The sequence below is a fragment of the Brucella oryzae genome, assembly GCF_041929965.1.
Lineage (GTDB): Bacteria > Pseudomonadota > Alphaproteobacteria > Rhizobiales > Rhizobiaceae > Brucella > Brucella oryzae.
The window spans coordinates 11,610-35,106 of record NZ_JBHEEO010000016.1; the positions used below are offsets into that span (position 1 = coordinate 11,610).

Genomic DNA, 23,497 nt, shown 5'->3' on the forward strand with positions numbered 1-23,497 from the left:
TGCTACCCTCAGGTCAGGCTGCTATTACGGGCATAATGCAGGCGATGTTGCGCCCCGGCGATCGGGTTTTGGTCCCCAGCAGTGCGTACCCGCCGGTGCTGGCTTATTGTAGGGATTATCTTCAGGAATTCGGTATTAACCACACGATATACGATCCACTTTGCGGTGCCGAGATTGAAAAGCTGTTCGACCCTCGCACAAGGCTCGTCTGGGTGGAAAGTCCCGGATCGACCAGTCTTGAGGTGCAGGATTTGCCGGCAATCGTTCAGGCGGCACATCGCGCGGGTATATTGGTCGGCTGTGACAATACCTGGGCGTCACCGCTTTTATGCAAGCCATTGGCGCTCGGTGCGGATTTTGTCGTCGAGGCACTGACAAAATATGTTGGCGGCCATGCGGACGTGCTGATGGGCTCGGTCAGCATGCGTGAAGAAGTCCATGCCGAAAGATTGCGTGGTTGGCTGCGGTCAATGGGCATAGGCGTTTCTCCCGATGATTGCTCGCTTGTCCTGCGTGGGCTGGAGACAATGGGGGTACGCCTTGCGCATGTGGGCCGCATAGCAGCCGACATCGCACATAAGATCGGTCTTTCCACTGCTGTACAGCAGGTGCTTCACCCGTCTCTTCCAAATCATCCCGGCCATGCAAGTTTTCTGCGCGATTTCAGCGGTGCGAGCGGCTTGTTCAGCGTCGAACTGAAGCCTGAGGCCGCCCCTTTCCTTAGCTCAGCTCTGGATGGGCTGAAATGCTTTGCAATCGGTGCTTCATGGGGTGGAACCCATAGTCTCCTTGCGCCGATTACGCTGGTCCGTGGCGGTGATTCCGCTTTGCCGCAGCAGGAGCGCACTTATCTAAGGATCAGTATCGGCCTCGAAGACTCTGACGATATCTGGGACGATCTGAATATGATTTTTTATCGCCTGGAGCGCGAACTCCAGAACCTCTCGCATCCATTGAAAACTACTGTAAGGAACTGACAAATGACCGTCAAAAGACATGTCCAGACACCCATCATGCATCGTGTTGTCGAGGCCGGTGGCTTGGTTTTTATCGGCGGCACAACCGCTGATGATAAGAGCGCGGATATAAGCGGCCAGACCAGCCAGATACTATCGAAGCTCGAGAACTTCCTGCAACAGGGAGGAAGCGACAGGGATCATGTGGTACAGGCGACAATCTATCTTTCCGACTTGTCACTGAAGGCTGCAATGAATGAAGTATGGACCAGTTGGTTTAAGCCAGACAATCTTCCGGCACGCGCTGCCGTCGGGGTCGCGGAACTCGCAAAGGGTACTTTGGTCGAGATCACCTTTGTTGCCGCTAAAATCTGAACAATTTGAATAGAGAGGCAAGCACGCATTGCTTGCCGATACGCCATATGGAACACAAGACAAGGAATATCTGCGATGCTTGGTATCGGCGACACATTGCCTGAATTCGAAGTGACAGGCGTGAAACCCGGTTTTCATACAATTGAAGAGAATGGTGAAAGCGCATTTGAAACGCTGACACGCGATAGTTTTCCAGGAAAATGGAAAGTCATCTTTTTCTATCCGAAAGATTTCACCTTTGTTTGCCCGACCGAGATTGCCGCATTCGCAAGGCTGGCGGATGAATTCGCTGATCGGGATGCCGTCATTCTGGGTGGTTCGACGGATAATGAATTTTGCAAGCTGGCCTGGCGGCGCGATCATTCAGATCTCCATCGCCTGCCAATCTGGTCTTTTGCCGATAGCAATGGCAGTCTTGTCGATGGACTGGGTGTACGCGCACCGGAAGGTGTCGCATACCGATATACCCTTATCGTCGATCCGGAACATATCATTCAGCACGTCTATGCGACCAATCTGAACGTCGGACGCAATCCAACGGATACGCTGCGGGTTCTTGACGCCCTGCAGACAGATGAACTGTGTGCCTGTAACCGCCAGCCCGGCGGGGAAACAATCAGTGTTGCCGCTTGATGCCAAGGCCTTCCAATGCCACTTGATACGGTTATGGTAAGCGGTGATGTGGATGACAGAGCGGTATGACCCAAGGTTGCACCGCGCTATATTGGACCGCTCGTATTGCGTTGGCAATTTTGCTAACCAAAGACAGCCAGATGGCTCGTAATGGCGAGGCCGAAAAAAGAAAATGGTATTGTGATGGAACAGACCTATTCGACATGGCATCTGAGTGCCAGCAATGAGGCAGCAATGGAAGATATCCATACACCTTATTGGCGCCATTTCATCAATGCCGTTCCCGAGCAGGACTTGTCCGGCTCTACCCTTCTCGATTTTGGCTGTAACCGTGGCGGCTTTTTACGCCTGTTGCACAAGATGCGTCCGTTTACGCGGGGGGTCGGTATAGACATTGCTTCAGCGTCGATCAGCGATGCAAACAATCTGGCGGGAGATTATCCCGTCAGCTATTTCGTGGGCAGTGATCCAACTCAGCTCGACGCAGCGTTCGATCTGGCGTTCAGCTATGAGGTTATCTATCTCTTGCAGGATCTTTCGGAGCATGCACGCCAGATGAAAGCGGCACTGCGGGAAAATGGCGTTTATTATGCAGTCACCGGCTGCCACACCGAAAGCCCGCTCTGGAACCGGCGCAGGGATGTTATCGCGACGCGCAGCAATACACGTGTTCCAAGTTACTCTCCTGATGATTACATCAATGCCTTTGCGGATTGCGGTTTCAAGGTAACGTTGCGCCGATTTGGCTTTACCGATTTCGCACCACCGCCTGGCGATAGAAAGTTCCATCCCGGAATCATGGACGCCTTGACCTATAATGCCGAGGAAAAGATTTTATTCCGCTTCGCGAAATAAAACGCGCCGGCTTCGACCTTTAAAAATGTCATCGGCTATCCAGAAATGACGGCCGCTTTTTTAACGTTTGACATAATTCCGCCGAATATCTATTATTCTATAGTTAGATAGAATATTGGATTCTGACATATGGTTACAAACAAGGAACTGGAAGCTGCAGCGTCAATGTTCAAGGCGTTGTCAGACCCGCTAAGGCTTAAAACCCTGATAACCCTCTCTGAAAAAGAGTGCAGTGTCAGCGAGTTGTCCGAGATCGAAGATGAAAAGATCGGCACCGTTTCGGCCCGGCTAAAGGTTCTTCTTGCCGCACGGTTGGTTCAGCGGCGAAAGGAAGGTCAGAACGCCATTTACTCTATTGTCGATCATCATGTCCTCGCCATGGTCAACAATGCCATTGACCATGCATGCGAAAATCACTGAACGAAGAGAAGGGTGATATAATGACCAATTGTAATCTGCCTCATCATGCAAATCATGACCATCAGCATGGCCCGAACTGTGGTCACATTGCGGTGAAGCATAATAATCATATCGACTATCTTCACGATGGTCATCTGCATCATCCCCATGGTGATCATGTCGACGAACATGTCATCGAAATCAGCGCCACAAATCCAGATGGATGTAAGCCATTGACAGATTCCGTCGGTCATGACCACGACCATGTTCACGGGCCAAATTGCGGCCATGAGGCAGTTCCTCATGGTGATCACATCGATTATTTGGTGAATGGGCGTTTGCATCATCAGCATGGTGACCATTGCGACGATCATGGTCCGCTGGAACTAGGAAGCGCTTGAGTTCAGATCAAAGCAATTTATGCTTATAGGCAAGAAATCTTAAAAGCGCCGTGCGCCCGGAGGGTCGCACGGCGCTTGATATTGTTCAGATAATAATCGCGTTCAAAAATCCTTTTCATGTTTCGCGTTTCTGCCTTGAGGTTCTTCACATGCGGGGCAAACCATGGCTGAGTGCTGCTGTTCGATCCGACCAATTGGGCGTCCTCTGCTGGAGGTGCGCAAGGGCGAATGATGGGCCGTGCCGTTGGCTATGGACGAAGCCCGGATGACATCGTCATCCTGCCAGGTATCAGCGCAGCGATTGGATCCACAACGAGAGAAACAGAATTGGTCTGGGAAGAGCTCGAGGCTTTAACCAGCACGGTGGTTGGCCTGACACGTCTTTCGGCGAGGTTTGCCGGCCATGATCTTAGTGGCGTCCCGCTTGATCGGCCGCTGACAACGAACGATTTTCCTGATCTCAATGAGGTGGAGGCCTCGAAAAGCCGCGTGATCGGCTACATCGACATGACGCTCAGAGAAAGCCTGCACTTAGGCAGTTGCTTCGGAAATTGGCTGGTGCGCGGCGACACTTCGTTGCAACAGGAACGCCAAAACAGGTCGCTGACACCATCGAAGACTGGTTCAAAACCGGAGCCGCTGATGGTTTCAACGTGATGCCCCCATCTTCAACAGCCAGCTTGCATTGTTCGCGGAGGAAGTCGTTCCAGTCCTTCAGAAGCGCGGTCTGTTCCGTAAAGAATACGAAGGGAGCACGCTACGGTCGCATTTTGGCCTCGGCGCTGTTGTGCGGCCTCAACAGCTCGCAAGGTCTGCTTAGCTGTTGATTGCCGCGCTGAAATGCCTGACATATGACTGCATAGTCCGACCACGGTTCGCGCGCAAACAACCTTGGAGAACCAACTGTCATCACGGGGTCAACAACATCGTGCTGAACATGACCTCGCCGAAATTCGCCCATGCTATGCGGTTCGCACTGACTCAAGATGATTTCGCTCTTCCGCGCGGCAGAGCATGGTAATCCCGGTTCTGAACGTTGTGGTGGGTGCTTGAGCTTCCATTCGTGCGTTGGACCAGATTTTGAACAGGTTCCAGATTGCGGTGTTGTCATTTCCTTTCGGAGCCAAGGCGGCTCCAAAAGGAAACAGATCGTCGCAGGTCAGGCCGTAGCCTTATGGTCCGCGCCTTCGGCCAGCGTTTTCAGCAGGCCGCAAGCACCATGTTGTTGATAGCGCCGATCCAGCCGCGCCGCTCGGGATTGATCTCGCCGTCCGGCCAGAAGGCGACCCGCTCGCCCACCGTGCTGGCCAAAAGATCGAAAATGCCCTCGACGCTATCGGCGGGGATGCCGCCGGAGAACATGACGTTCTGGCATAGCTGACACATTTGGTCTTTTTGTTGAAGAAGCGATACAGGCAATCTTCGGCCTTTAAGCTGAAGACTCGTTATTGCCGTAATAGAGTTTGCCGAGTTGGATGGGACCGCGTCCCTGACTGCGGCGGTGGATATTCGTGTCACGCAAGGAATAAACGCAGTCGCAATATTCTTGCTGGTAGAATTCCTCGCGCTTGGAAATCTCGATCATCCGGGCAGAGCCGCCGCCTTTACGCCAGTTATAGTCCCAATAGGACAGGCCCTCGTAGGGTGCCGCGGCGCGTTTGCCGCAATCGTTGATCTGCGCCATGTTTTTCCAGCGCGAGATGCCGAGCGACGAAGTCATCATCGGAAAACCGTTCTCATGGGCATAAAGGGCGGTCCGTTCGAAGCGCATGTCAAAACACATGGTACAACGAATGCCGCGTTCCGGTTCCCATTCCATTCCCTTTGCTCGGGCGAACCAGTTGTCCTTGTCATAATCGGCATCAATGAACGCAACGCCGTGTTTTTCGGCAAAGCGGATATTCTCGTCCTTGCGCAGTAGATATTCCCGCTCGGGGTGGATATTGGGATTGTAGAAGAAAATCGTATAGTCGATGCCGGAGGCCAGCATTGCTTCCATCACTTCGCCGGAGCAGGGGGCGCAACAGGAGTGCAGGAGCACTCTCTTCTCGTCGCCGGGCAGGGTCAATTCGGGGCTTTGAACTTCCATCATCGCGACACACCTTAAAGCCGGCCGCAGGCATAGCGGCCGGATAAACGAACAAACGCTCCGTATCAATCAATGTACGAAGCGACGGTATCACCCTTACGGAAAGGCCGCTCCTGACACGCTGCCCGCAGTCAGAACAGGTGAACGATCCGGGCAGGTTTCCTGACTTGCGGTTCTTCGCTCTTCCCGGCGTACTGTGCGCCAGTGGCATATCGGGTTGGCTCGCCGTCTACAGTTGCGGGAGCAGCTCCGGATTTGGACATGGCCCTGACCGGATTCCCTTTTACCTGGAGTTTCCTCCGGCACCTAGATCATTATGAGAAACAGCACAAGCGCCAGCGACTGTCAATTTCAATCGTTAGGCCATGCTGTCTGGCTGAGTTTACCTACCTGCGCGACCTAATGCCGATAATGCATGTAAGGTGGGCGGGTGGGAAATGCAGGCGCGAAGAATTCAATTTCTTCGTCTATAACTTAAAGATATAAACATTTCTTTATGTGCTCTTGACATTATGTGCCCGATGCATGAAGAGTAACGATGCTTAGGTTCTCCGGTTGTCGCTTTTGACATGCCGGGGCTAAGAGGGAAGTCGGTGCCCCGTCTCATTCGGGAAAGCCGGCGCTGCCCCCGCAACTGTAAGCGGTGAGCGGATGTCCAGAATGTCACTGGGGTTTAACCCGGGAAGACGGACGAAAGCTATGACCCGCGAGCCAGGAGACCTGCCTTTGCAAAATAACGTCCACGGGCGGGGTGTCCCGGTGTGCCGTAGCGAAGGCCGCGTAGCGGTCTTTATTGCTATGCGTTCGCTGACCCATGCCCCCAACTTTTTGGGGTGAGTCATGTCTCAAACCGCAACTCCAGTCGCCGCAAAAGGCGGGTCACTTGTCGATTACCAGGAAATCACGGGGCATAACGACATTACGTTTCGCCTCAAGTCCCTTCGTTTTGACGAAAACTATCACCCCTCAGACACCACGCGTATCACGACCAACTTTGCTAATTTGGCCCGAGGGGAGAATCGCCAAGAGAACCTCCGTAATGCTCTGAGGATGGTCGACAATCGGTTCAACGCTTTGGCGCATTGGGATAATCCGAAGGCGATCGTTATTCTGTGGAACTTGAAATCATTTCGGTCGAAATCAATATCGATGCGGAAGGCAATAGGGATGCTTTCCCACTGATTGAAATTCTGAAAACGAATATCGTCGATCGGAAGACAAATGAACGCATCGAAGGCATTGTTGGGAACAACTTCTCTTCTTATGTTCGAGATTACGACTTTAGCGTCGTTCTGCCCGACTATAACAAGGAACGCTCCACGTTCAGCGTTCCAGAGAACTTCGGCGATCTGCATGGGAAACTATTCAAATGTTTCCTTAACTCAAATGCATACAATGAGCATTTTCGGAAACCACCAGTTATCTGCTTAAGCGCTTCAAGCAGTAAGACCTATCACCGGACTGGTAATTACCATCCGGTGCTGGGCGCAGAATATCAGCAAAACGAATTATCTTTGACTGATCAATATTTTCAAAAAATGGGATTGCAGGTACGCTTCTTCATGCCGCCAAACAGTGTTGCGCCTTTCGCTTTCTATTTTGTTGGCAACCTCCTTGATGACTATACCAATCTTGAGCTTATTGGCACAATCAGCACGATGGAAACTTTTCAGAAGATCTATCGGCCCGAGATTTACAATGCCAATTCGGTAGCTGGGGCTTGCTTTCAGCCAAGCCTGAAACACGAAGACTATTCACTGACACGCATTGTCTATGATCGCGAAGAGCGAAGCCGACTGGCCGTTGAGCAGGGACGATTCGCTCAGGAACAATTCATGACGCCGTATAAGACCGTCCTGGAGCAATGGTCTGCCAATTACACCCTTTGATGAGCCAAAAGATAAGGTTACCTATCATGAAAAGACTATTGCCTACGTCGACCGCTGGCAGTTTGCCAAAGCCTTCCTGGCTTGCAGAACCTGAGAAGCTTTGGTCCCCATGGAAGCTGCAAGATGATAAATTGATCGAGGGCAAACGGGATGCCTTGCGTTTGGCACTATATGATCAGCAGCAGGCGGGCATTGATATCGTTAGTGACGGCGAACAGACGCGTCAGCATTTTGTCACGACATTTATCGAGCACCTTGATGGTGTTGACTTTGAAAAGCGTGAAACGGTCAGAATCCGCAATCGTTATGATGCCAGTGTGCCGACAGTCGTTGGCGCTGTGTCTCGGCCGAAGCCGGTTTTTGTTGAAGACGCCAGGTTTTTACGTAAACAAACTGCTCAGCCGATCAAGTGGGCTCTTCCGGGTCCAATGACCATGATCGATACTCTTTATGATGTTCACTATAAAAGCCGCGAGAAGTTGGCGTGGGAGTTCGCGAAGATACTCAATGAAGAAGCTAAAGAACTGGAGGCTGCTGGCGTCGATATCATCCAGTTCGATGAGCCTGCGTTCAATGTGTTCTTTGACGATGTCAATGATTGGGGTGTTCCTACCCTTGAGAAGGCAATCGAAGGTCTCAAATGCGAAACGGCCGTTCATATTTGCTATGGATACGGAATTAAGGCCAACACTGATTGGAAAAAGACACTTGGTTCTGAGTGGCGACAGTATGAGGAATCTTTCCCCAAGCTGCAAAAGTCCAACATCGACCTGATCTCGCTGGAATGTCAAAACTCACATGTTCCGATAGATTTGATTGAACTTCTCCGAGGCAAGAAGGTGATGGTCGGGGCTATTGATGTTGCGACCCAAACCGTTGAGACTCCCGAGGAAGTTGCCAACACTCTGCGAAAAGCACTTCAGTTTGTTGATGCTGACAAGCTTTATCCCTGCACCAATTGCGGGATGGCTCCGCTGCCGCGACAAGTAGCACGCGGCAAATTAAGTGCATTGGGTGCAGGTGCTGAAATCATCAGAAGAGAGCTTTCGGCATAATCCTTGCTGAATGACATGAGGCCGACATGAACGTTATGAACCACCGCTTCGAAAATGTAGATAAAACTGCGTTTCGTAATGGCATGTCGCGCCTCGGCTCCGCCGTCAGCGTTGTTACAACGATATATGAAGGCAAGAGATACGGCTTTACAGCTTCAGCAGTCTGTAGCGTTAGCGATACACCAGCAACACTTCTCGTCTGTCTCAATCGCGGAAGCTCTTGCTTTCAAGCCTTTGAACGTGCCCGCCACCTCTGCGTCAACACGCTTATGCCAGGGCAGGAGGACATCTCAGACCACTTTGGCGGAAGACTTCCAACGAAAGACCGTTTTGCGATAGGGAATTGGCGGGAAGGTCTGACGGGTACTCCGGTCTTGGAAAACGCGTCTGTCAGCTTTGAGTGCGAACTGACCAATGCGGTTGATGAGGCAACGCATCGCATCTTCTTCGGGCGCGTGATCGATATTCGTGAACACGAGGAACAGGCAACACTGCTCTATTGCATGCGTCGCTATCTCAATGGCTAGCCAGCTGATACGAGGGCTCCCTTAATCCCAGAGTTTCTGAATGCATCCCGCAAAGTCCCATCCTGTTTGTCCTCTGCCTGCTTCAATTGAAATTCTGCCCAGGCAAATACCGACAAGCGATCAGCTCAGAGCGTTGCTGCCCTCAGGCACGCTTGTTTATCTGGCCGACGTTGGAGCGCCAAGAACGAATGCCGAAATGCTGGTCGCCGCGCAGCGCCTACGAGAGGTAGGCTGCATTCCGGTGCCTCATGTTGCAGCACGGCGGATCAAAAGTCGCGAAGCTTTGGAGAGGCGCATAAAGGAACTTACAGAACTGGCTGGGGTGAACAATGTTCTTGTGGTTGGCGGTAGTCTCGCCACGCCTTTAGGTCCGTATAAAAGCACAATGGATATTTTTGAAACCGGAATCATAGACCGGTTTGGCATTAAGGATGTTTCTATCTGCGGACATCCGGAGGGAAGTCCGGATTTCACAGAGGTATCGGCGATCGAAGCTCTCAGGCAAAAGCAGGCATTTGCTGAGCGAACCGGCGCGCGTCTGCGTATCGTGACGCAATTCTGCTTCGATCCCGCCCGTGCCTTAGCTTGGGCGGCAAGCCTAGCAAAAGTCGGTGTCGATCTTCCTGTCCATATTGGTGTGGCAGGCCCGGCTAAGTTTGCCACGCTGATCAGGTATGCAACACTTTGCGGCGTTGGAAACCCCCTGTCGATGCTGACAAGAAGCGCGGGCAATATCATGTCGCTCGCGACCGGCTACTCGCCAGAAACCTTTGTTTTGCCGATCGAGAAAGAACTGGCAACTCTTGCTCGACCGACTATATCGCAGTTGCATATATTTCCGTTCGGTAGCCTCGAAAATGCGTTAAGCTGGCTGCGCAGGCGGGGATCTTGGTAAACCGACCTCCTAAGCACCGGGAATATCGTTCTACAGGTTCGCGAATTTATGGAGCTGGTCGACGCCCTCGCGGCTTCCCGTATATTTTTGCGGGAAGCCGTCAAGTGCTGTCAGACAGAAGCAGGTTCCGGCACAATGGTTTTCACGATGGAGGCGTCGAGGGCCTCGTAATCTGCAAGACCGATTGTGTCATAAAGCTCTGCACGTGTTTGCATGTCTCCGAGGACAGACTTTGTCGATCCTTCCACCTTGAGCGTATCGTAGAGCCGTTCTTGCGCTTTGTTGGCGATTCGCAGCGAGGAAACGGGCCAGATGATCATCCGATATCCCATTTCTTCGAATTCGGATGCCGTAAAGAATGGCGTTCTTCCGAATTCGGTCATATTTGCCAGAAGAGGCACCCCGGGCATTCGGCGGGCAAACTCGCGAAACATATCGGCATTGGTCAGCGCTTCCGGGAAGATGGCATCCGCACCCGCTTCCAAATAGAGCTTGGCGCGCGCCACAGCGCCGTCGATACCTTCGCTTGCTGCGGCATCGGTGCGAGCGATCAGGTACAGATGGCGACGCGCTTTGGCGGCAGCGGCGACTTTTGCAGCCATATCATGCGCGTCTGCGAGTTTTTTATCGTTGAGATGGCCGCATTTCTTTGGAAGCAATTGGTCTTCTATATGAACTGCACCGGCACCGGCATCTTCGAACGTGCGTACCATATGCATGACATTGAGCGCTTCACCATAGCCAGTGTCACCATCGACAAGCAAAGGCAATCCACTTGCCCGTGCGATCTGGCGGATGAAGAAGGAAACCTCATCCACTGTAATCATGCCGAGGTCCGGTATTCCCATCGAGGCGGTCATGGCAGCTCCAGAGAGGTAAAGCCCGACAAAGCCCGCCTTTTTAGCCTGAAGGGCCGCCATTCCGTTATGCGCACCAGGTAGCTGGAGAATAGATCGCTGATCCAGAAGTTTTCTGAAACGTATGCCAGCGGGTTCTGAAGCGAGATCAGATGCAACAAGATAAGTCATGATAATTCCTTAGGCGGCATGTGGTTGAGGAACACGGGAAGTGCCGCGACGCTCAATAGGAATGAAGGCTTTGTTCTCAGGGCCGACATAGTTTGCCGAGGGGCGGATAATCTTGTTGTCGACACGTTGTTCGATGACATGGGCGGCCCAGCCCGAGGTCCGCGCAATGACGAACAGGGGGGTGAACATGGCTGTCGGAACACCAAGCAGATGATATGAGACCGCACTGAACCAATCGAGATTGGCGAACATGTTCTTGGTGTCCGCCATTGTCTTTTCGATGCGGTCTGCAATGTCGTACATGCGCGTTGAGCCTGCTTCGTTTGAAAGGCTGAGCGCTATCTTCTTGATGACTTCATTGCGTGGATCGGCAACCGTATAGACAGGATGGCCAAAACCGATAATGACTTCCCTGGCCTCCACGCGACGGCGAATGTCTGCCTCTGCTTCGTCAGGGTGGCTGTAACGCTTCTGGATTTCGAAGGCCACTTCATTGGCCCCGCCATGTTTCGGGCCGCGTAGAGCGCCGATTGCGCCAGCAATTGCAGAATACATATCCGAACCTGTTCCGGCGATGGAGCGTGCCGTGAAGGTCGAGGCGTTGAATTCGTGTTCCGCATACAGGATCAACGAGGCATGCATGGCTTGTACATGAGAGGCACCCGGTGACGTCCCATGCAGGAGGTGTAGGAAATGCCCGCCAATCGAGTCATCGTCAGTCTCGACATCGACACGACGGCCATTATGCGCAAAATGATGCCAGTACAGCAACATTGAACCGAGAGAAGCCAGAAGGCGGTCCGCAATATCGCGTGCGCCCGAATGATTATGGTCCGAGGCTTCAGGAAGAACGCAACCAAGCGCTGACACGCCTGATCGCAGAACATCCATCGGATGAGTGGCTGCGGGCAATAGTTCAAGCGTGCGTTTTACGACATCAGGCAATCCACGAAGGGATTTGAGCTTTGCCTTGTAAGCGAGAAGTTCTGTGCGGGTGGGCAGATCACCATGAATGAGGAGATAAGCGATTTCTTCAAATTCGCAGGTTTCGGCCATGTCGAGAATGTCATAGCCTCGATAATGCAGATCATTGCCTGTCCGCCCGACTGTGCAAAGTGCCGTATTTCCGGCCACAACACCGGAAAGAGCCACAGACTTCTTGGGTTTTGGTGTAGTCATGTTCCATTCCTCCCGTAATGTTCACACTTTCCAGTCGAAGATTCCGCTCGCGGCGGGAACGCCCAGCCGATCAGGCACAACGCTGAAATTCAGGCCGTCAAGTTCATCGGGCTTCAGCGAGGTCAGCCGTTCGACGGCTGCGATGAAACGGTCCTGTTCGGAAACATCGACTATTCCGTCTGCCAGAGTCCGGAACTTGTTAATGTAGTCAGGACGTTTGAAGGGGCGCGCGCCCAACGGGTGGGCGTCGGCAATAGCGAGCTCGTCGTCGATGACCGATCCATCTTTCAGGGTTACGACGACACGGCCACCGAAAGCCTTCTCCCCAGGGTCAGAGCTGTGATAGCGCTTTGTCCATGCAGGATCTTCAACCGTCGCAATCTTGTGCCACAGAGCGACGGTTTCAGGCCGTTGTGCACGCTCAGGAGCATAAGATCGCTCGTGGTGCCAGCCGCCGTCTTCAAGCGCGACAGCAAAGATATACATGATTGAGTGGTCAAGCGTTTCGCGGCTGGCATGCGGGTCCATTTTCTGCGGATCGTTCGCGCCCGTGCCAATCACATAATGGGTATGGTGGCTGGTATGAATGACTATGTTATTCACATTGGAAAGATCGCCGATCTTCGCTCCCATGCGGCGTGCAAGGTCGATCAGGGCCTGGCTTTGGTATTCTGCGGAATGTTCCTTCGTGTAGGTCTCCAGAATGGCGCGCTTGGGCTGGCCCTTGGCGGGCAGGGGGACAACATATTGTGTCTGAGGCCCGCCAAGCAGCCATGCAATAAACCCGTCTTCGCCTTCCCATGCAGGTGACGGCGCGCCTTCTCCGCGCATAACGCGGTCGACCGCTTCAATGGCCATTTTCCCCGCGAATGCGGGTGCAAACGCCTTCCAGCTGGAAATTTCGCCCTTGCGCGATTGCCGTGTGGTCGTGGTTACATGAAGCGCCTGCTGAACTGCCTGATAGATTGTCTCTGCGGGCAATCCGAGGGCAGTTCCTATGCCAGCGGCGGCCGATGGTCCAAGATGGGCAATATGGTCGATCTTATGCTCATGCAGGCATATGCCTTTTACGAGGTCGACCTGAATTTCATATCCGGTTGCAATGCCGCGAGCCAGATCGCTGCCGGAGAGGCCGCAATGTTGTGCTACCGCCAGAATGGCCGGAATATTGTCGCCGGGATGCGAATAGTCTGCCGCCAGAAACGTATCGTGAAAGTCGAGTTCACGGACCGCGACACCATTGGCCCACGCCGCCCATTCTGGCGAAACGCGCTTGTCACTTGAAAACCCGAACACCGTGGCCCCTCGCGCATAAGGATGGGCGATGGCCTGTGCGCGCGCGCTTGCAACCGGGTGCCGTGCCAGTGATGCCGCAGCAACAGACGCATTGTCTATAATGCGATTACCAATCATCTCGACGACATCATCGTCAAGCGGCACGTCGTCGGCGGCAACAGATGCGATTTTCCACGCGAGCTGATCTTCGCGGTCCAGATGTTCGGCAGATTTGTAGGTGCGGACGGTATGAGTATTCACGAACAGATTTCCTTTCCACAAGTCATGTTCAAACTCTTCTGCACATCGGTGGGGTGGGCAGCGCTATCGACCGCCACCATTCGAAATCGTCCCGTAATTACGGGAGCTGCATTTTCTGAGTTCTGATTTGTAATGGAGACGCCAACGGTTACAGACCTGCGGCTAGCATTCAGAATATTGGCGGTAATTTCGAGAATAGTGCCAACCGCGACGGGACTGTGAAATTTGACCTTCAACACTTCTGCCATGACAACAGGTTTGGCTGTGTAAATACTCGCTGTGGCAAAGGCCGCTCTGGTGAGGATTTCAAGCGCATTGCCCGCATACAGCGTGCCGTAATGGTTGGCACGATCAGGGAAGACCATTTCCAGAAAATTGTAATCTGAATTCAATGACGTTTCAGTTGGAACACTCATGGATAATTCTGGCCTTGCATCACAAACGTTAATTCGCAATATCCACTTATGGGAAAAGCGGTAAATGACTGAAAATGTGTAGTTTAGCGAAGTTAAATCGGTGAATTTGCAAAGTTTGCGAAGTCATCTGCAGTTGATTGGAGGAGCCATGAAGAAGCCATTTGTAGGGCTGCGTCTGAAACGACTGCGCGAGGAACGCCAACTGACCCAGCAAGCGTTGGCAAATGCACTTGGAATATCTCTGAGCTATCTCAACCAGATCGAGAACAATCAGCGACCCATTACTGTCCAGGTACTATTGCGCATGAATGCAGCTTTCGGGATCGATGTTCAGCTTTTCTCCGGGCAAGATGATGGACGCATGATCGGAGAGTTGAGACAGGTATTCTCAAACCCGCTGCTAGGCGAGACGGTCAGCAACAGTGAGATCAGGGAGATTGCCAGCAATATGCCAGCTGTGGGGCGCACTGTTCTCCAGCTTTACAAGCAGATGCGAAAGGCGATTGAGCAGTCGGAGGCGCTCGCTATGCGTCTGGGTGATCCAAGGCAATCGTCATTGGAGCCCTTTCCTTCCATGCCTTATGAGGAAGTCCGCGACTATTTTTATGCGAGAAGCAATCACATCGCCGAACTCGATCTCTGTGCAGAGAAACTGGCTGGAGAACTTGGCATGCAAATTGGGCGATTTGATCAAGCCCTCGTGGAACGCCTCCATAATCTGCATTCCGTCTCGGTAAAGTATGATCAGTCCTTTGATTATCAAAGCTCATTGAGGCGTTTTGATCCGGCGTCCCGAACTCTTACGCTGTCCAATACGCTTTCTCCCGGACAGTCTGCGTTTCAGATGGCGACGCAATTGTGCTTCCTTGAACAGGCCGGGTTGCTCGACACTCTGACGGGGAAGGCAGGGTTCTCCAGCTCAGAAGCCGTTGCTCTTGCCCGCATTGGCCTCGCCAATTATTTCGCTGGCGCGCTGATACTGCCTTATAGGGCCTTCCTGCAATCGGCCGAACAATTGCACTACGATATTGATCTGCTCGGCCAGCGATTTGGGGTGGGTTTTGAAACCATTTGCCATCGGCTGAGCACCTTGCAACGACCGGGTGCGAATGGAGTACCATTCTTCTTTGTTCGCGTTGACAGGGCAGGCAATATCTCCAAGCGGCAGTCTGCAACAGATTTCCATTTCTCCAGAATAGGCGGCAGTTGTCCTCTTTGGACAGTATACGATGCGTTTTCTTCGCCGGGCCGGATTTGCACCCAGATTGCTGAAATGCCGGATGGACGGGCTTATCTGTGGGTTGCAAGAACGGTCACACATCATCATGGCGGATATGGTGCGCCGGACAAGACTTTTGCCATTGGATTGGGATGCGATCTCAGGGATGCGGAGCGTCTGGTTTATTCAAAGGGCCTGGTTCTGAACGATCTGAGTGCGCGAACCATGATTGGTGTGGGTTGCAAGCTGTGCGAGCGCCGCGAATGCAGCCAACGCGCCTTCCCCCCGATAAGCCATGAAATGCAAATCAGCGATAATGTTGCAGCGATTTCACCCTATGCGGCGAGCTGACGTAAAGGGGCATTTCTGACCCCTTTTGCCACTCCTTGATAAAAACTGAAAAAGAGCCCGTTTATTCGATAAAAGGGGAATGCAATGGATCTGGCAGATTTATTGGAACTGATAGAGATTATGGAAAAACGCCGCGTATCCAGCCTCGTTTATTGACCTGATGCGAAAGGTTTCGTTCAATGAAAACCGGATGTTGATGGAGGAAAAGTTTCAGGTGTTTTTCAATGGAAGTTTTGTAATAGGGCGCTGCTTACAATCCGGTATTGAAGTCTCATTGGATGAGGAAATTTTTGCGCTGGATGTGTTCATTCCACGAAAGACGCCAGCTCGACGCAGTTTTCGTAGAGCAGTCAACATATTAAAGAGCAGTTTTCAAACCGATGATAGGAACGTATTCTTATTCCATCCCACCGATAGTGAGTTGGGGTTATTCCTTGACAAGCTCCGCAGGATTGATCGTCGGGTCAGCGCAATTATCAACGCTCCGCTATCCAGCCGTTCGGTTGAAAATTTTCTCAATATCTCTGCCGAAGAATGCCGACGCTGGACAAAATCTGGCAAACTTCCAGGCCCAACAAAGGTTGCATCATCGCGGACAAAGAAGTCTTTTACCGTAACACTTTACCCTCCCTCTCTAATTCAGAATCTGGTCGTCCATCCTCATATCATCGAGGATTGGCGTCGCGAGGAGTTGGCTGATCCCGGAGAAATGTTTGCAAGGCTTGAGGCGGACTGATTTCCAAGTCGAAATGGCGTTTGGGCAGGCCTGACGATTAACTGCGATTTGCTCAAACATTGCTTGACTGATCAGGGAACAAAAACCTAGTGATCATTTCACGGTTCCTGGCGATGAGAATTGCCGGGATTAAAAGGGAACACGGTGAGGACGACCCGAATGGGGCCAAATCCGTGGCTGCCCCCGCAACTGTAAGCGGAGACCGTTCATCCGAGTGACGCTTTGTTTTTCGAGCGTCATGCCACTGCGAAAGTGGGAAGGCAGATGAGCAGTGCAAACTCTGTGAGCCAGGATACCTGCCGTATCAAACCGTCCAACTTCACGAGCGGGGAAGCTCGGAAAGGATCATTATGATCGCTTGCTACATCCTCCCAAAAGCTGCTCCGCTCAATTCATTGGTGGCGATGCACTCACATCTCCGCGAAAGGAAAGACTGTGCGCTTTAAATCTCTCGTTCTTGCTTTGGCGACGGCCTCTTTGCTGGCAACCGCAGTAACACCTTCATTTGCCGACAAAACCCGATATCCACTGACGCTCAAGAATTGTGGGCATGACATCACATTCAAGCAGGCTCCTAACCGTGTGGTTTCGGTTGGTCAGAGCTCGACTGAAATACTCTATCTCCTTGGCGTTGCTGAAAAAATTGTCGGAACGGCGTTGTGGATCGGGCCAGTTCTTCCCGGATTTGAAGAGCTGGACAAGAAAGTTCCACGTCTTGCGGATAACGATCCAAGCTTCGAAAGCGTCGTCGCAACGAAACCGGATATGATCGCCAATCAGTTTGAATGGCAGATCGGGCCACAGGGTGTTGTGGGGACGTCAGAGCAATTCGCGGAACTGAATATTCCAGTCTACACATCGCCTGCTGATTGCATTGGTAAGGACAATTCCAGCGGCGGCGATGGCTTGCGCACGTCAAAATTCTCGATGGACATGATCTATCAGGAAGTCTCCGATCTCGCCAAAATCTTCGACGTGCAGGAAAAAGGTGACAAGCTCGTAGCCGAACTGAAGGAGCGCGAAGAAAAGGCCAGAAACAAGATTGCCGGATTAAAAGGCGAAGCGTCGGCGGTCTTCTGGTTTTCCAGTGCCGAATTGGATATCGATCCCTACGTTGCGGGTCAGAGCGGAGCCCCCGGTTACATCATGTCGACGCTTGGGGTGAAGAACATTATCGCCAGCGAAGAAGAATGGCCAACAGTTGGCTGGGAAACCATTGCAAAAGCCAATCCGACGATCATTGTTGCTGGAAAGATGGAACGCCGTCGGTTCCCGGCAGATGATGTTGCAGTCAAGCTCAAGTTTCTCGACACGGATCCGGTCACAAACCTGATGCCTGCTGTCAAGGAGAAGCGAATAGTGGAGATGGATGCTCAGGCAATGAACCCGACGATCCGCACGATTGAAGGGATCGAAGTCCTGGCAGATGCGCTTGAAAAGGCAGGCTTGTCAAAATGAGCGGGCTTTCGAAAGTAGGAATTGTCCGAGCGACGGCCCTGGCATCTCTCTTGGTTATGAGCAATCACTTGCCTGCCTATGCGGAAACCATTGAAGTCAAGATGCTCAATCGTGGGCAAAATGGTAGCATGGTGTTCGAACCAGAGTTTGTCAGCCTGAAACCAGGCGACATTATTCAGTTCAGGGTCGGCAACAAGAGCCATAACGCGGCATCCATTCCGGGAATGTCTCCGGAAGGCTATGCCGGGTTCAAAGGCAAGATTGACCAAGAAATTGCTGTGACCTTTGATGAGGCTGGCTTCTATGGCATCAAGTGTTCGCCCCACATTGGTATGGGAATGGTGATGATCGTAAAAGTAGGCGATGCAGCCGTTACTCCTGATTTTATCCAGGCGGATTTACCCCAACGGGCCAAGAAGCGTTTTCAGGAGATACTGGATCGGGCAGGCGAGAAACCGCAGTAGTCTTGAAACCACGAGATACCTCGTGTCGGTTTCCGGCACGAGGTCATTTTTGGAATTTAAGACTGCGCGGAAACCCTGTAATTTCCCAAATGAGGAGGCTCAAGGGTGAATTTTAGTTCGCTGCGTCGGTCAATGTGCGGCACTTTTATTGGATCTCTTTTGGGTGGGATTCAGATTTGCTTATCGAAATCGACACAAGTGTCGACACGAGATCCTGCCAGATAGGAAAAGCGTCCGAAATCCTTATATCCCAATGCTCTCCAGAAACGGAGCGTATTTGTCGCCTCTGCATCGGCATGCAAGTAACATTTATGGTATCCTAGCTCATACGCATCAGTTTCCAATGCCTTTACAATTTGTCGTCCAATTCCCCGACGGCGATATGAAGAATCGAGATAAACGCGTACGATCTGGCACACCTGTGCTTTATATTCATACCTCGTTTGTAGTCTGCTTTGGGTGGTTGGCTTGTAACTCAAATCATACAATCCACCTGCGGCTATAATCTTGCCCGTTTCCCCACAAGAAGCCCTATAGAACCTTCCCCTGTTGGGTGTGGAAAACCAGTTCAAATCGTTAGAAAGCAACAATGAGTCGAGGTCGGCATGCCACTTTTCGTTATACTCGATTGCATATTGTTCCTTTATCACTCGAAGACAAAAGGCTCTGATTTCTTTTCTCAATATCAAAGGCGTAAATGAACTCAGTGGTGTTAGCTTCAAAGCTATTTCTTTCAAGATCCAACAATGGCGTAGAAGTGGCTAATTTAGCTATCCATAACGGGATGGTGAAAGATAGGGAGTCTGATTTAGCCCCGCTCAAATTACTAACCGAGGCAGTAGAAAACCACATGCTTCACTCCCTTGGCTTAACGACGCTTAAAAGAGCGTCCTCATTGATTGCTCCATTTTTTCTAATCGATCCGCTATGAACAGGACAGCACTTTCCTTTCTCTGACTATTTTACATGTTTTCTTGAATCCAGATGAGAAGGCTGCGTAGTGCTAACGGTATCCCAGCCTGCTCATTTTCGATGTGACAGCTTTTCTACCGGGATTATAGCGGTATGGCTCTATTCCCGATTCCCGCTCTGCCTTTGCGACATAATTGTTCCGCTCGCCGAGCACGGTATTGAGGTTTCGTTCCAGACTGTCACGGAATGCACTTCGATGTTTGATCTTAAATTCGCCTAGAGGCAAGATCGGGTCGAATATCATGGCTCAGCAACGATCCTGGTTTTGTATCGGAATATCTCATGGCTCCCATTCTGTTGCAGTTTGCCAGTCAGGTGCTGCTAGCGGCTGGGCCATCGACAACTCAGCCGTTGGACTGCCTCGACTGGCCGAAAGACGAGTCAGAGCAGGACAGGGGTATATTTTTACAGTTGCCGGATAACGACTTGAACATGATATGGCACGACGGATTTCATCGCCACAGTGCATCACTTGGACGTTCTTGACTGGCAATCTGGAATTAGCATCGCATAATCAAAAGTCGTGCTTCTCGATTTTGCGGTTACAATTCGTGTGTATTCCTATTTTAACTCCCGACTGTGAGAAGTTCTCTTTGATTGGCTTGCGCAAGCACCAAGATCAACTCATATCTATATGGATGTCAGAACTTTTCTGGGAAATCGTTGTGTGAATAGCGATGCTGCCGTTGAGTTGAGAAACGATAATTCAATAGTGACGGAGAATGTATATTTTTTCCTAATCGGGCGTAAAAACTTCACAGTCATTTGTCATTACAAAAATGTTTTGGACATGGTTGACATCATTTCAATGGTGAGGTTATTTGTAATTACAAATATATAAAAGAGGGAACATCAATGAGATATAATTTGTCGATTGCGGCCATGGCCGTTGCGTTGGTTGCTGGTTCATTTTCAAGTGTCAACGCTCAGGAGCAGCGCGAAATCGTTATCGCTAATGAAGGCGGTTTCCCTCCGTTTAACATGACGGCAGCTGATGGTACGCTTCAGGGTTTTGACATTGATCTCGGAAATGCGATGTGCGAGATCATGAAGGTGAAATGCCGCTTCGTCACCAATGAATGGAGCGGCATTATTCCCGCTCTTCTGGCTGACAAGTTCGATGTGGTGATCGGCGGCATGGGAATTACCGAAGAGCGCAAGAAACGCGTCATCTTCAGCGATCCCTACGCAAAGACATATTCCTATTTCGGTGTAGTCGAGGGCAATGAATTCGACATTTCCCCGGACACGATGAAGGACAAGACGATCGGCGTGCAACAGGGTACAACGAACGCCGCGTATATCGAAAAGACCTTTCCCGGTGCCGAAGTGCGGCGCTATCCATCCATGGATGCTCTCATATCCGACCTGAAAACCGGGCGCGTCGATATCGTTCTGGGCGATATCGAGCCGTTTGTAGGCAAGGAAGGCGATACGCCAAAAATGATTAATATCGGCGATCCGGTCCAGGTATCGGAAGGCATAGGCATGGCTTTCCGCCCGGCCGATACGGCTCTACGCGATGAATTTAACGCTGCTCTCAAGACGACACGTGACAAGGGTATATGGGATGAGCTTGCCAAAAAATGGGGCCCGCCCATCAAGTAATTTCATGGCCTTGCAGCTTCCATAGCGCAATTGTCATGACCTGCTGCTCCGATAACTGTGAGGTGTTGAGCAGCCGTCAGCCTGAAACTCTATTTCCGTCAACGTCTGAACAGCAGCCTTTACCCGGCTTCGCAATTCAGGAGCCGCACCACATGGCTACCCCGGAATTGTTCGGGGTAGCGTCGGGAAAGCCATGCCTGGCGGGAAAAGCACCTAAACTATCGCGTCTCTATGGCGCTACAGAAACAGGTTATCCGCATGCTTGAATATCTGGAAGCCGGCTGGGGCTGGCAATTTGCTAGAGCCTTCGGCGTCAGCCTGATGGTTGCGATCTTCAGTTTCGCCTTCAGTATGTTAATCGGCATTGTGCTTACGATCTTCGCCAGGTCGCCACTTAAGGGCGCAGCCTTCGTCGTCAGGCTTTACACCTATATTTTCCGTAGCCTTCCGGACATTTTGCTGCTGATCCTGATATTCTATACCGCCGATGGGATGCTCAACAGCCTGCTCTCCATCATTCCGGGCATGTCCCACATAAAGGTCAGTCCGCTGGTACCGGGCATTATGTCCACATCCATCGTGCTTGGGGCGTATTCAACCGAGCTTTTCAAGGCCGGCTGGGCGGATATTCCCGCCGGACAGCATGAGGCGGGCAGGGCGCTCGGCTTTTCCGGATTGCAGTCCCTGGGACTGATCATTCTCCCGCAGGTCTACAGAAAAATGATCCCACATCTCAGTTCTCTCTGGCTGATCAGTATGAAGGAAACGGCGCTTCTGAGTATTATCGGCATTTCCGATATAGTGCGCATCGCCTCGCTGGGCGCACGCTCGACCGGCGCTCCCTTCACTTTCTACGGTATTGCCATCGCGATCTTCATCGTCTTTGCATTCGTCTCGGCAAAGCTGTTTCACCGGCTTGAAAGGCGTTCCCGCCAGTCGATGGGAGGAGTTTGATGGAACTCATCCTTTCCTATACGCACGAAATTCTTGGCGGGCTTTCCACCACCCTCAGCCTGTTCATCATTTCGCTGCTGATTGGCTTTGTGCTCGCGGCGCTTATGGCTTTTGTCCAGATATGTTTCGGCGGACTGACAGCGTCCATCGTCTGGAACCTGATGTTCTGTATTCGCGGCGTGCCTATGCTGCTGATGCTCTATGTCATCTATTATGGCTTTCCGGTTCTGCCGGTCATCCGCGAGACGTTTCTGTGGAACATATTCTCCAGCCCGTTCTGGTGCGCGGTTATGTGTCTGGCCATTGTGGAAATGGCCTATACGTCCGAGATCATGCGCGGCTCCTACTACCAGACTCCGAAGGAGCAGATCGAGGCAGCAAGATCCCTGGGGCTGACAGGCTTCCAGACCTTCCGGGTGGCGATTTTCCCGGCCATGCTGCGCAATGGCTTTGCCGCCTATACGACAGAAGTCATCATGCTGTGCAAGTCGACGGCCCTGGCGTTCACTGTCACGGTCATGGATGTCATGGGCTTTGCCAATGAAATCCGCTCACGTACGCTCGATATCTATGAGCCGTTGCTGATCGCCGGCATCATCTATCTCTGCATCACCATCATCACACGGGTCGCTATCTCGACGCTTTTCTCGCTCGTTTCCGTTTCGGGGCGGGGAGGTATGGAAGCGCTGTGATCACCCCTGCCAATGATCCGAAAGAAAGGGGTCCGGCATGCCCGATATGAATCTCGAAAAGTCGATTGAAATTGAAAAGATGAGCAAGTGGTTCGGTGACTTCCAGGTCCTGGACAATATCAATCTCAGTGTGCGTGAAGGTGAAAAGATCGTCGTTTGCGGCCCTTCGGGCTCCGGAAAATCGACCATGATCCGCTGCATCAATGGTCTTGAATCCTTCCAGGGCGGCAAGATCACCGTCAATGGCGTTGAGCTTTCGCAAAAATCGAAGGTGCTGGATGCGGTTCGCAAGAATGTCGGCATGGTTTTCCAGCAGTTCAATCTCTTTCCGCACCTGACCGTGCTGGAAAACTGCACTCTGGCGCTGAGATGGGTGCACAAGGTTCCGCGCCAGGAGGCGGAGGAAATAGCCCGCCGTTACCTGAAACGGGTGAGGATACCCGAGCAGGCGGATAAATATCCCCGGCAGCTTTCCGGCGGGCAGCAGCAGCGTGTAGCTATTGCACGTTCGCTCTGCGTCAAACCCTCGGTGCTTCTATGCGATGAGCCAACCTCTGCGCTCGATCCGGAAATGGTCAAGGAAGTGCTGGAAACGCTGGCGGACCTGGCGCAGGACGGCATCACCATTATCTGCGTAACGCATGAAATGGGCTTTGCGCGCAAGATCGCCGATCGCGTCATCTTCATGGATCAGGGCAAGATCGTAGAGGAAGCGCCCCCATCCGTATTTTTCGAAAGCCCGAAGGAAGCGCGTACCAGGCACTTCCTGGAGCAGATACTGCATTGAGCAGACGCCACACCCTGCGCTCC

Annotated in this window: 25 protein-coding genes, 2 pseudogenes and 3 riboswitches; of the genes and pseudogenes, 19 read left to right on the forward strand and 8 right to left on the reverse strand. The window is 51.9% G+C overall.

The window, feature by feature from the left end:
- The 5 genes from JNC70_RS15900 to JNC70_RS15920 form a co-directional block, all read left to right on the forward strand.
- On the forward strand, positions 1-977 hold a 977-nt coding region (locus JNC70_RS15900), incomplete at its 5' end, for a trans-sulfuration enzyme family protein (RefSeq protein WP_374788665.1).
- Between the two features lie 3 nt (positions 978-980).
- On the forward strand, positions 981-1,331 hold the full coding sequence (locus JNC70_RS15905; protein ID WP_151659431.1) for a RidA family protein: 351 nt from the start codon (positions 981-983) through the stop codon (positions 1,329-1,331).
- Positions 1,332-1,406: 75 nt separating this feature from the next.
- Positions 1,407-1,964, forward strand: a complete 558-nt coding sequence (locus JNC70_RS15910) for a peroxiredoxin (protein WP_374788666.1) — start codon at positions 1,407-1,409, stop codon at positions 1,962-1,964.
- 150 nt (positions 1,965-2,114) lie between these two features.
- Positions 2,115-2,819, forward strand: a complete 705-nt coding sequence (locus tag JNC70_RS15915; RefSeq protein ID WP_374788667.1) for a class I SAM-dependent methyltransferase — start codon at positions 2,115-2,117, stop codon at positions 2,817-2,819.
- A 165-nt stretch (positions 2,820-2,984) separates the two neighbouring features.
- Positions 2,985-3,239 carry an ArsR/SmtB family transcription factor gene (locus JNC70_RS15920; protein ID WP_374788668.1) on the forward strand — a complete coding sequence of 85 codons (255 nt, stop codon included), beginning with the start codon at positions 2,985-2,987 and terminating at the stop codon, positions 3,237-3,239.
- On the opposite strand, the gene JNC70_RS15925 is transcribed toward JNC70_RS15920, so the two are convergent.
- Positions 3,233-3,508, reverse strand: coding sequence for a hypothetical protein (locus tag JNC70_RS15925; RefSeq protein WP_374788670.1), 276 nt, complete (start codon positions 3,506-3,508; stop codon positions 3,233-3,235). The genes JNC70_RS15920 and JNC70_RS15925 overlap by 7 nt on opposite strands.
- Positions 3,509-3,847: 339 nt before the next feature.
- Between JNC70_RS15925 and JNC70_RS15930 the strand changes: the two genes are divergently transcribed.
- The gene (locus tag JNC70_RS15930; protein WP_374788671.1) at positions 3,848-4,276 is read left to right on the forward strand and encodes a hypothetical protein; all 429 of its coding nucleotides are present in this window, start codon (positions 3,848-3,850) and stop codon (positions 4,274-4,276) included.
- A 543-nt stretch (positions 4,277-4,819) separates the two neighbouring features.
- Here the strand turns inward: JNC70_RS15930 and JNC70_RS15935 are convergent.
- Together JNC70_RS15935 and JNC70_RS15940 are read right to left on the reverse strand one after the other, a co-directional pair.
- Positions 4,820-5,005: a hypothetical protein gene (locus tag JNC70_RS15935; protein WP_162750339.1), complete on the reverse strand. Its 186-nt coding sequence runs from the start codon at positions 5,003-5,005 to the stop codon at positions 4,820-4,822.
- A 43-nt stretch (positions 5,006-5,048) separates the two neighbouring features.
- Positions 5,049-5,711, reverse strand: a complete 663-nt coding sequence (locus tag JNC70_RS15940; RefSeq protein ID WP_374788672.1) for an epoxyqueuosine reductase QueH — start codon at positions 5,709-5,711, stop codon at positions 5,049-5,051.
- Positions 5,712-5,843: 132 nt separating this feature from the next.
- Positions 5,844-6,033, reverse strand: a riboswitch (cobalamin riboswitch).
- 202 nt (positions 6,034-6,235) lie between these two features.
- Positions 6,236-6,450, forward strand: a riboswitch (cobalamin riboswitch).
- Between the two features lie 176 nt (positions 6,451-6,626).
- On the opposite strand from JNC70_RS15940, the pseudogene JNC70_RS15945 reads away from it, so the two are divergent.
- The 4 genes and pseudogenes from JNC70_RS15945 (at position 6,627) to JNC70_RS15960 (ending at position 10,074) form a co-directional block, all read left to right on the forward strand.
- Positions 6,627-7,597: pseudogene (locus JNC70_RS15945) on the forward strand (DUF1852 domain-containing protein).
- Between the two features lie 26 nt (positions 7,598-7,623).
- Complete coding sequence (locus JNC70_RS15950; RefSeq protein WP_374788673.1) at positions 7,624-8,652, forward strand: methionine synthase; 1,029 nt, start codon at positions 7,624-7,626, stop codon at positions 8,650-8,652.
- A 26-nt stretch (positions 8,653-8,678) separates the two neighbouring features.
- The gene (locus JNC70_RS15955; RefSeq protein ID WP_374788674.1) at positions 8,679-9,179 is read left to right on the forward strand and encodes a flavin reductase; all 501 of its coding nucleotides are present in this window, start codon (positions 8,679-8,681) and stop codon (positions 9,177-9,179) included.
- 40 nt (positions 9,180-9,219) lie between these two features.
- Positions 9,220-10,074 (forward strand): methylenetetrahydrofolate reductase, encoded by an 855-nt coding sequence (locus JNC70_RS15960; RefSeq protein ID WP_374788675.1) that lies wholly within the window; start codon positions 9,220-9,222, stop codon positions 10,072-10,074.
- 110 nt (positions 10,075-10,184) lie between these two features.
- Here the strand turns inward: JNC70_RS15960 and prpB are convergent, their stop codons facing one another.
- From prpB to JNC70_RS15980, 4 genes are read right to left on the reverse strand one after another with little or no spacing between them, the layout of a single operon-like run.
- Positions 10,185-11,102, reverse strand: coding sequence for a methylisocitrate lyase (prpB, locus tag JNC70_RS15965; protein ID WP_374788676.1), 918 nt, complete (start codon positions 11,100-11,102; stop codon positions 10,185-10,187).
- A 9-nt stretch (positions 11,103-11,111) separates the two neighbouring features.
- The gene (prpC, locus tag JNC70_RS15970) at positions 11,112-12,281 is read right to left on the reverse strand and encodes a bifunctional 2-methylcitrate synthase/citrate synthase (protein WP_113342193.1); all 1,170 of its coding nucleotides are present in this window, start codon (positions 12,279-12,281) and stop codon (positions 11,112-11,114) included.
- A gap of 21 nt (positions 12,282-12,302) precedes the next feature.
- Complete coding sequence (locus tag JNC70_RS15975) at positions 12,303-13,817, reverse strand: MmgE/PrpD family protein (RefSeq protein ID WP_374788677.1); 1,515 nt, start codon at positions 13,815-13,817, stop codon at positions 12,303-12,305.
- A complete protein-coding gene (locus JNC70_RS15980; RefSeq protein ID WP_374788678.1) occupies positions 13,814-14,233 on the reverse strand; it encodes an acyl-CoA thioesterase in 420 nt (139 codons plus the stop codon). Before JNC70_RS15980 ends, JNC70_RS15975 begins: the two co-directional genes overlap by 4 nt.
- Positions 14,234-14,381: 148 nt before the next feature.
- On the opposite strand from JNC70_RS15980, the gene JNC70_RS15985 reads away from it, so the two are divergent.
- From JNC70_RS15985 to JNC70_RS16000, 4 genes are all read left to right on the forward strand, one after another.
- A complete protein-coding gene (locus tag JNC70_RS15985; protein ID WP_374788679.1) occupies positions 14,382-15,803 on the forward strand; it encodes a short-chain fatty acyl-CoA regulator family protein in 1,422 nt (473 codons plus the stop codon).
- Between the two features lie 190 nt (positions 15,804-15,993).
- Entirely contained in the window at positions 15,994-16,539 is a 546-nt protein-coding gene (locus JNC70_RS15990; RefSeq protein ID WP_374788680.1) for a hypothetical protein, read from the forward strand.
- An 84-nt stretch (positions 16,540-16,623) separates the two neighbouring features.
- Positions 16,624-16,857: riboswitch (cobalamin riboswitch) on the forward strand.
- A gap of 144 nt (positions 16,858-17,001) precedes the next feature.
- The gene (locus tag JNC70_RS15995; RefSeq protein ID WP_374788718.1) at positions 17,002-17,997 is read left to right on the forward strand and encodes an ABC transporter substrate-binding protein; all 996 of its coding nucleotides are present in this window, start codon (positions 17,002-17,004) and stop codon (positions 17,995-17,997) included.
- On the forward strand, positions 17,994-18,461 hold the full coding sequence (locus tag JNC70_RS16000) for a pseudoazurin (protein WP_113342187.1): 468 nt from the start codon (positions 17,994-17,996) through the stop codon (positions 18,459-18,461). The genes JNC70_RS15995 and JNC70_RS16000 overlap by 4 nt, the downstream gene beginning before the upstream one ends.
- 170 nt (positions 18,462-18,631) lie before the next feature.
- Here the strand turns inward: JNC70_RS16000 and JNC70_RS16005 are convergent, their stop codons facing one another.
- On the reverse strand, positions 18,632-19,111 hold the full coding sequence (locus JNC70_RS16005; protein WP_374788719.1) for a GNAT family N-acetyltransferase: 480 nt from the start codon (positions 19,109-19,111) through the stop codon (positions 18,632-18,634).
- Positions 19,112-19,515: 404 nt separating this feature from the next.
- On the opposite strand from JNC70_RS16005, the pseudogene JNC70_RS16010 reads away from it, so the two are divergent.
- The 5 genes and pseudogenes from JNC70_RS16010 to JNC70_RS16030 all read left to right on the forward strand — a co-directional run.
- Positions 19,516-19,650, forward strand: a pseudogene (locus JNC70_RS16010) (IS6 family transposase); the annotation flags it as partial.
- 638 nt (positions 19,651-20,288) lie between these two features.
- Positions 20,289-21,041, forward strand: a complete 753-nt coding sequence (locus JNC70_RS16015; RefSeq protein ID WP_113342184.1) for a transporter substrate-binding domain-containing protein — start codon at positions 20,289-20,291, stop codon at positions 21,039-21,041.
- 258 nt (positions 21,042-21,299) lie between these two features.
- Positions 21,300-21,995: an ABC transporter permease subunit gene (locus tag JNC70_RS16020; protein ID WP_162750337.1), complete on the forward strand. Its 696-nt coding sequence runs from the start codon at positions 21,300-21,302 to the stop codon at positions 21,993-21,995.
- The gene (locus tag JNC70_RS16025; protein ID WP_113342182.1) at positions 21,995-22,687 is read left to right on the forward strand and encodes an ABC transporter permease subunit; all 693 of its coding nucleotides are present in this window, start codon (positions 21,995-21,997) and stop codon (positions 22,685-22,687) included. Before JNC70_RS16020 ends, JNC70_RS16025 begins: the two co-directional genes overlap by 1 nt.
- Positions 22,688-22,724: 37 nt before the next feature.
- Positions 22,725-23,474, forward strand: coding sequence for an amino acid ABC transporter ATP-binding protein (locus JNC70_RS16030; RefSeq protein WP_113342181.1), 750 nt, complete (start codon positions 22,725-22,727; stop codon positions 23,472-23,474).
- The last annotated feature ends 23 nt before the right edge of the window (positions 23,475-23,497 follow it).

What these genes read in the sequence shown, in the direction of transcription:
- JNC70_RS15905 (WP_151659431.1), top strand. Translation starts at nt 981, where the DNA reads ATGACCGTCAAAAGACATGTCCAGACACCCATCATGCATCGTGTTGTC.
- JNC70_RS15910 (WP_374788666.1), top strand. Translation starts at nt 1,407, where the DNA reads ATGCTTGGTATCGGCGACACATTGCCTGAATTCGAAGTGACAGGCGTG.
- JNC70_RS15915 (WP_374788667.1), top strand. Translation starts at nt 2,115, where the DNA reads ATGGCGAGGCCGAAAAAAGAAAATGGTATTGTGATGGAACAGACCTAT.
- JNC70_RS15920 (WP_374788668.1), top strand. Translation starts at nt 2,985, where the DNA reads ATGTTCAAGGCGTTGTCAGACCCGCTAAGGCTTAAAACCCTGATAACC.
- JNC70_RS15925 (WP_374788670.1), bottom strand. Translation starts at nt 3,508, where the DNA reads ATGGCCGCAATTTGGCCCGTGAACATGGTCGTGGTCATGACCGACGGA.
- JNC70_RS15930 (WP_374788671.1), top strand. Translation starts at nt 3,848, where the DNA reads ATGATGGGCCGTGCCGTTGGCTATGGACGAAGCCCGGATGACATCGTC.
- JNC70_RS15935 (WP_162750339.1), bottom strand. Translation starts at nt 5,005, where the DNA reads ATGTGTCAGCTATGCCAGAACGTCATGTTCTCCGGCGGCATCCCCGCC.
- JNC70_RS15940 (WP_374788672.1), bottom strand. Translation starts at nt 5,711, where the DNA reads ATGATGGAAGTTCAAAGCCCCGAATTGACCCTGCCCGGCGACGAGAAG.
- JNC70_RS15950 (WP_374788673.1), top strand. Translation starts at nt 7,624, where the DNA reads ATGAAAAGACTATTGCCTACGTCGACCGCTGGCAGTTTGCCAAAGCCT.
- JNC70_RS15955 (WP_374788674.1), top strand. Translation starts at nt 8,679, where the DNA reads ATGAACGTTATGAACCACCGCTTCGAAAATGTAGATAAAACTGCGTTT.
- JNC70_RS15960 (WP_374788675.1), top strand. Translation starts at nt 9,220, where the DNA reads ATGCATCCCGCAAAGTCCCATCCTGTTTGTCCTCTGCCTGCTTCAATT.
- prpB (WP_374788676.1), bottom strand. Translation starts at nt 11,102, where the DNA reads ATGACTTATCTTGTTGCATCTGATCTCGCTTCAGAACCCGCTGGCATA.
- prpC (WP_113342193.1), bottom strand. Translation starts at nt 12,281, where the DNA reads ATGACTACACCAAAACCCAAGAAGTCTGTGGCTCTTTCCGGTGTTGTG.
- JNC70_RS15980 (WP_374788678.1), bottom strand. Translation starts at nt 14,233, where the DNA reads ATGAGTGTTCCAACTGAAACGTCATTGAATTCAGATTACAATTTTCTG.
- JNC70_RS15985 (WP_374788679.1), top strand. Translation starts at nt 14,382, where the DNA reads ATGAAGAAGCCATTTGTAGGGCTGCGTCTGAAACGACTGCGCGAGGAA.
- JNC70_RS15990 (WP_374788680.1), top strand. Translation starts at nt 15,994, where the DNA reads ATGTTGATGGAGGAAAAGTTTCAGGTGTTTTTCAATGGAAGTTTTGTA.
- JNC70_RS16000 (WP_113342187.1), top strand. Translation starts at nt 17,994, where the DNA reads ATGAGCGGGCTTTCGAAAGTAGGAATTGTCCGAGCGACGGCCCTGGCA.
- JNC70_RS16015 (WP_113342184.1), top strand. Translation starts at nt 20,289, where the DNA reads ATGAGATATAATTTGTCGATTGCGGCCATGGCCGTTGCGTTGGTTGCT.
- JNC70_RS16020 (WP_162750337.1), top strand. Translation starts at nt 21,300, where the DNA reads ATGCTTGAATATCTGGAAGCCGGCTGGGGCTGGCAATTTGCTAGAGCC.
- JNC70_RS16025 (WP_113342182.1), top strand. Translation starts at nt 21,995, where the DNA reads ATGGAACTCATCCTTTCCTATACGCACGAAATTCTTGGCGGGCTTTCC.
- JNC70_RS16030 (WP_113342181.1), top strand. Translation starts at nt 22,725, where the DNA reads ATGCCCGATATGAATCTCGAAAAGTCGATTGAAATTGAAAAGATGAGC.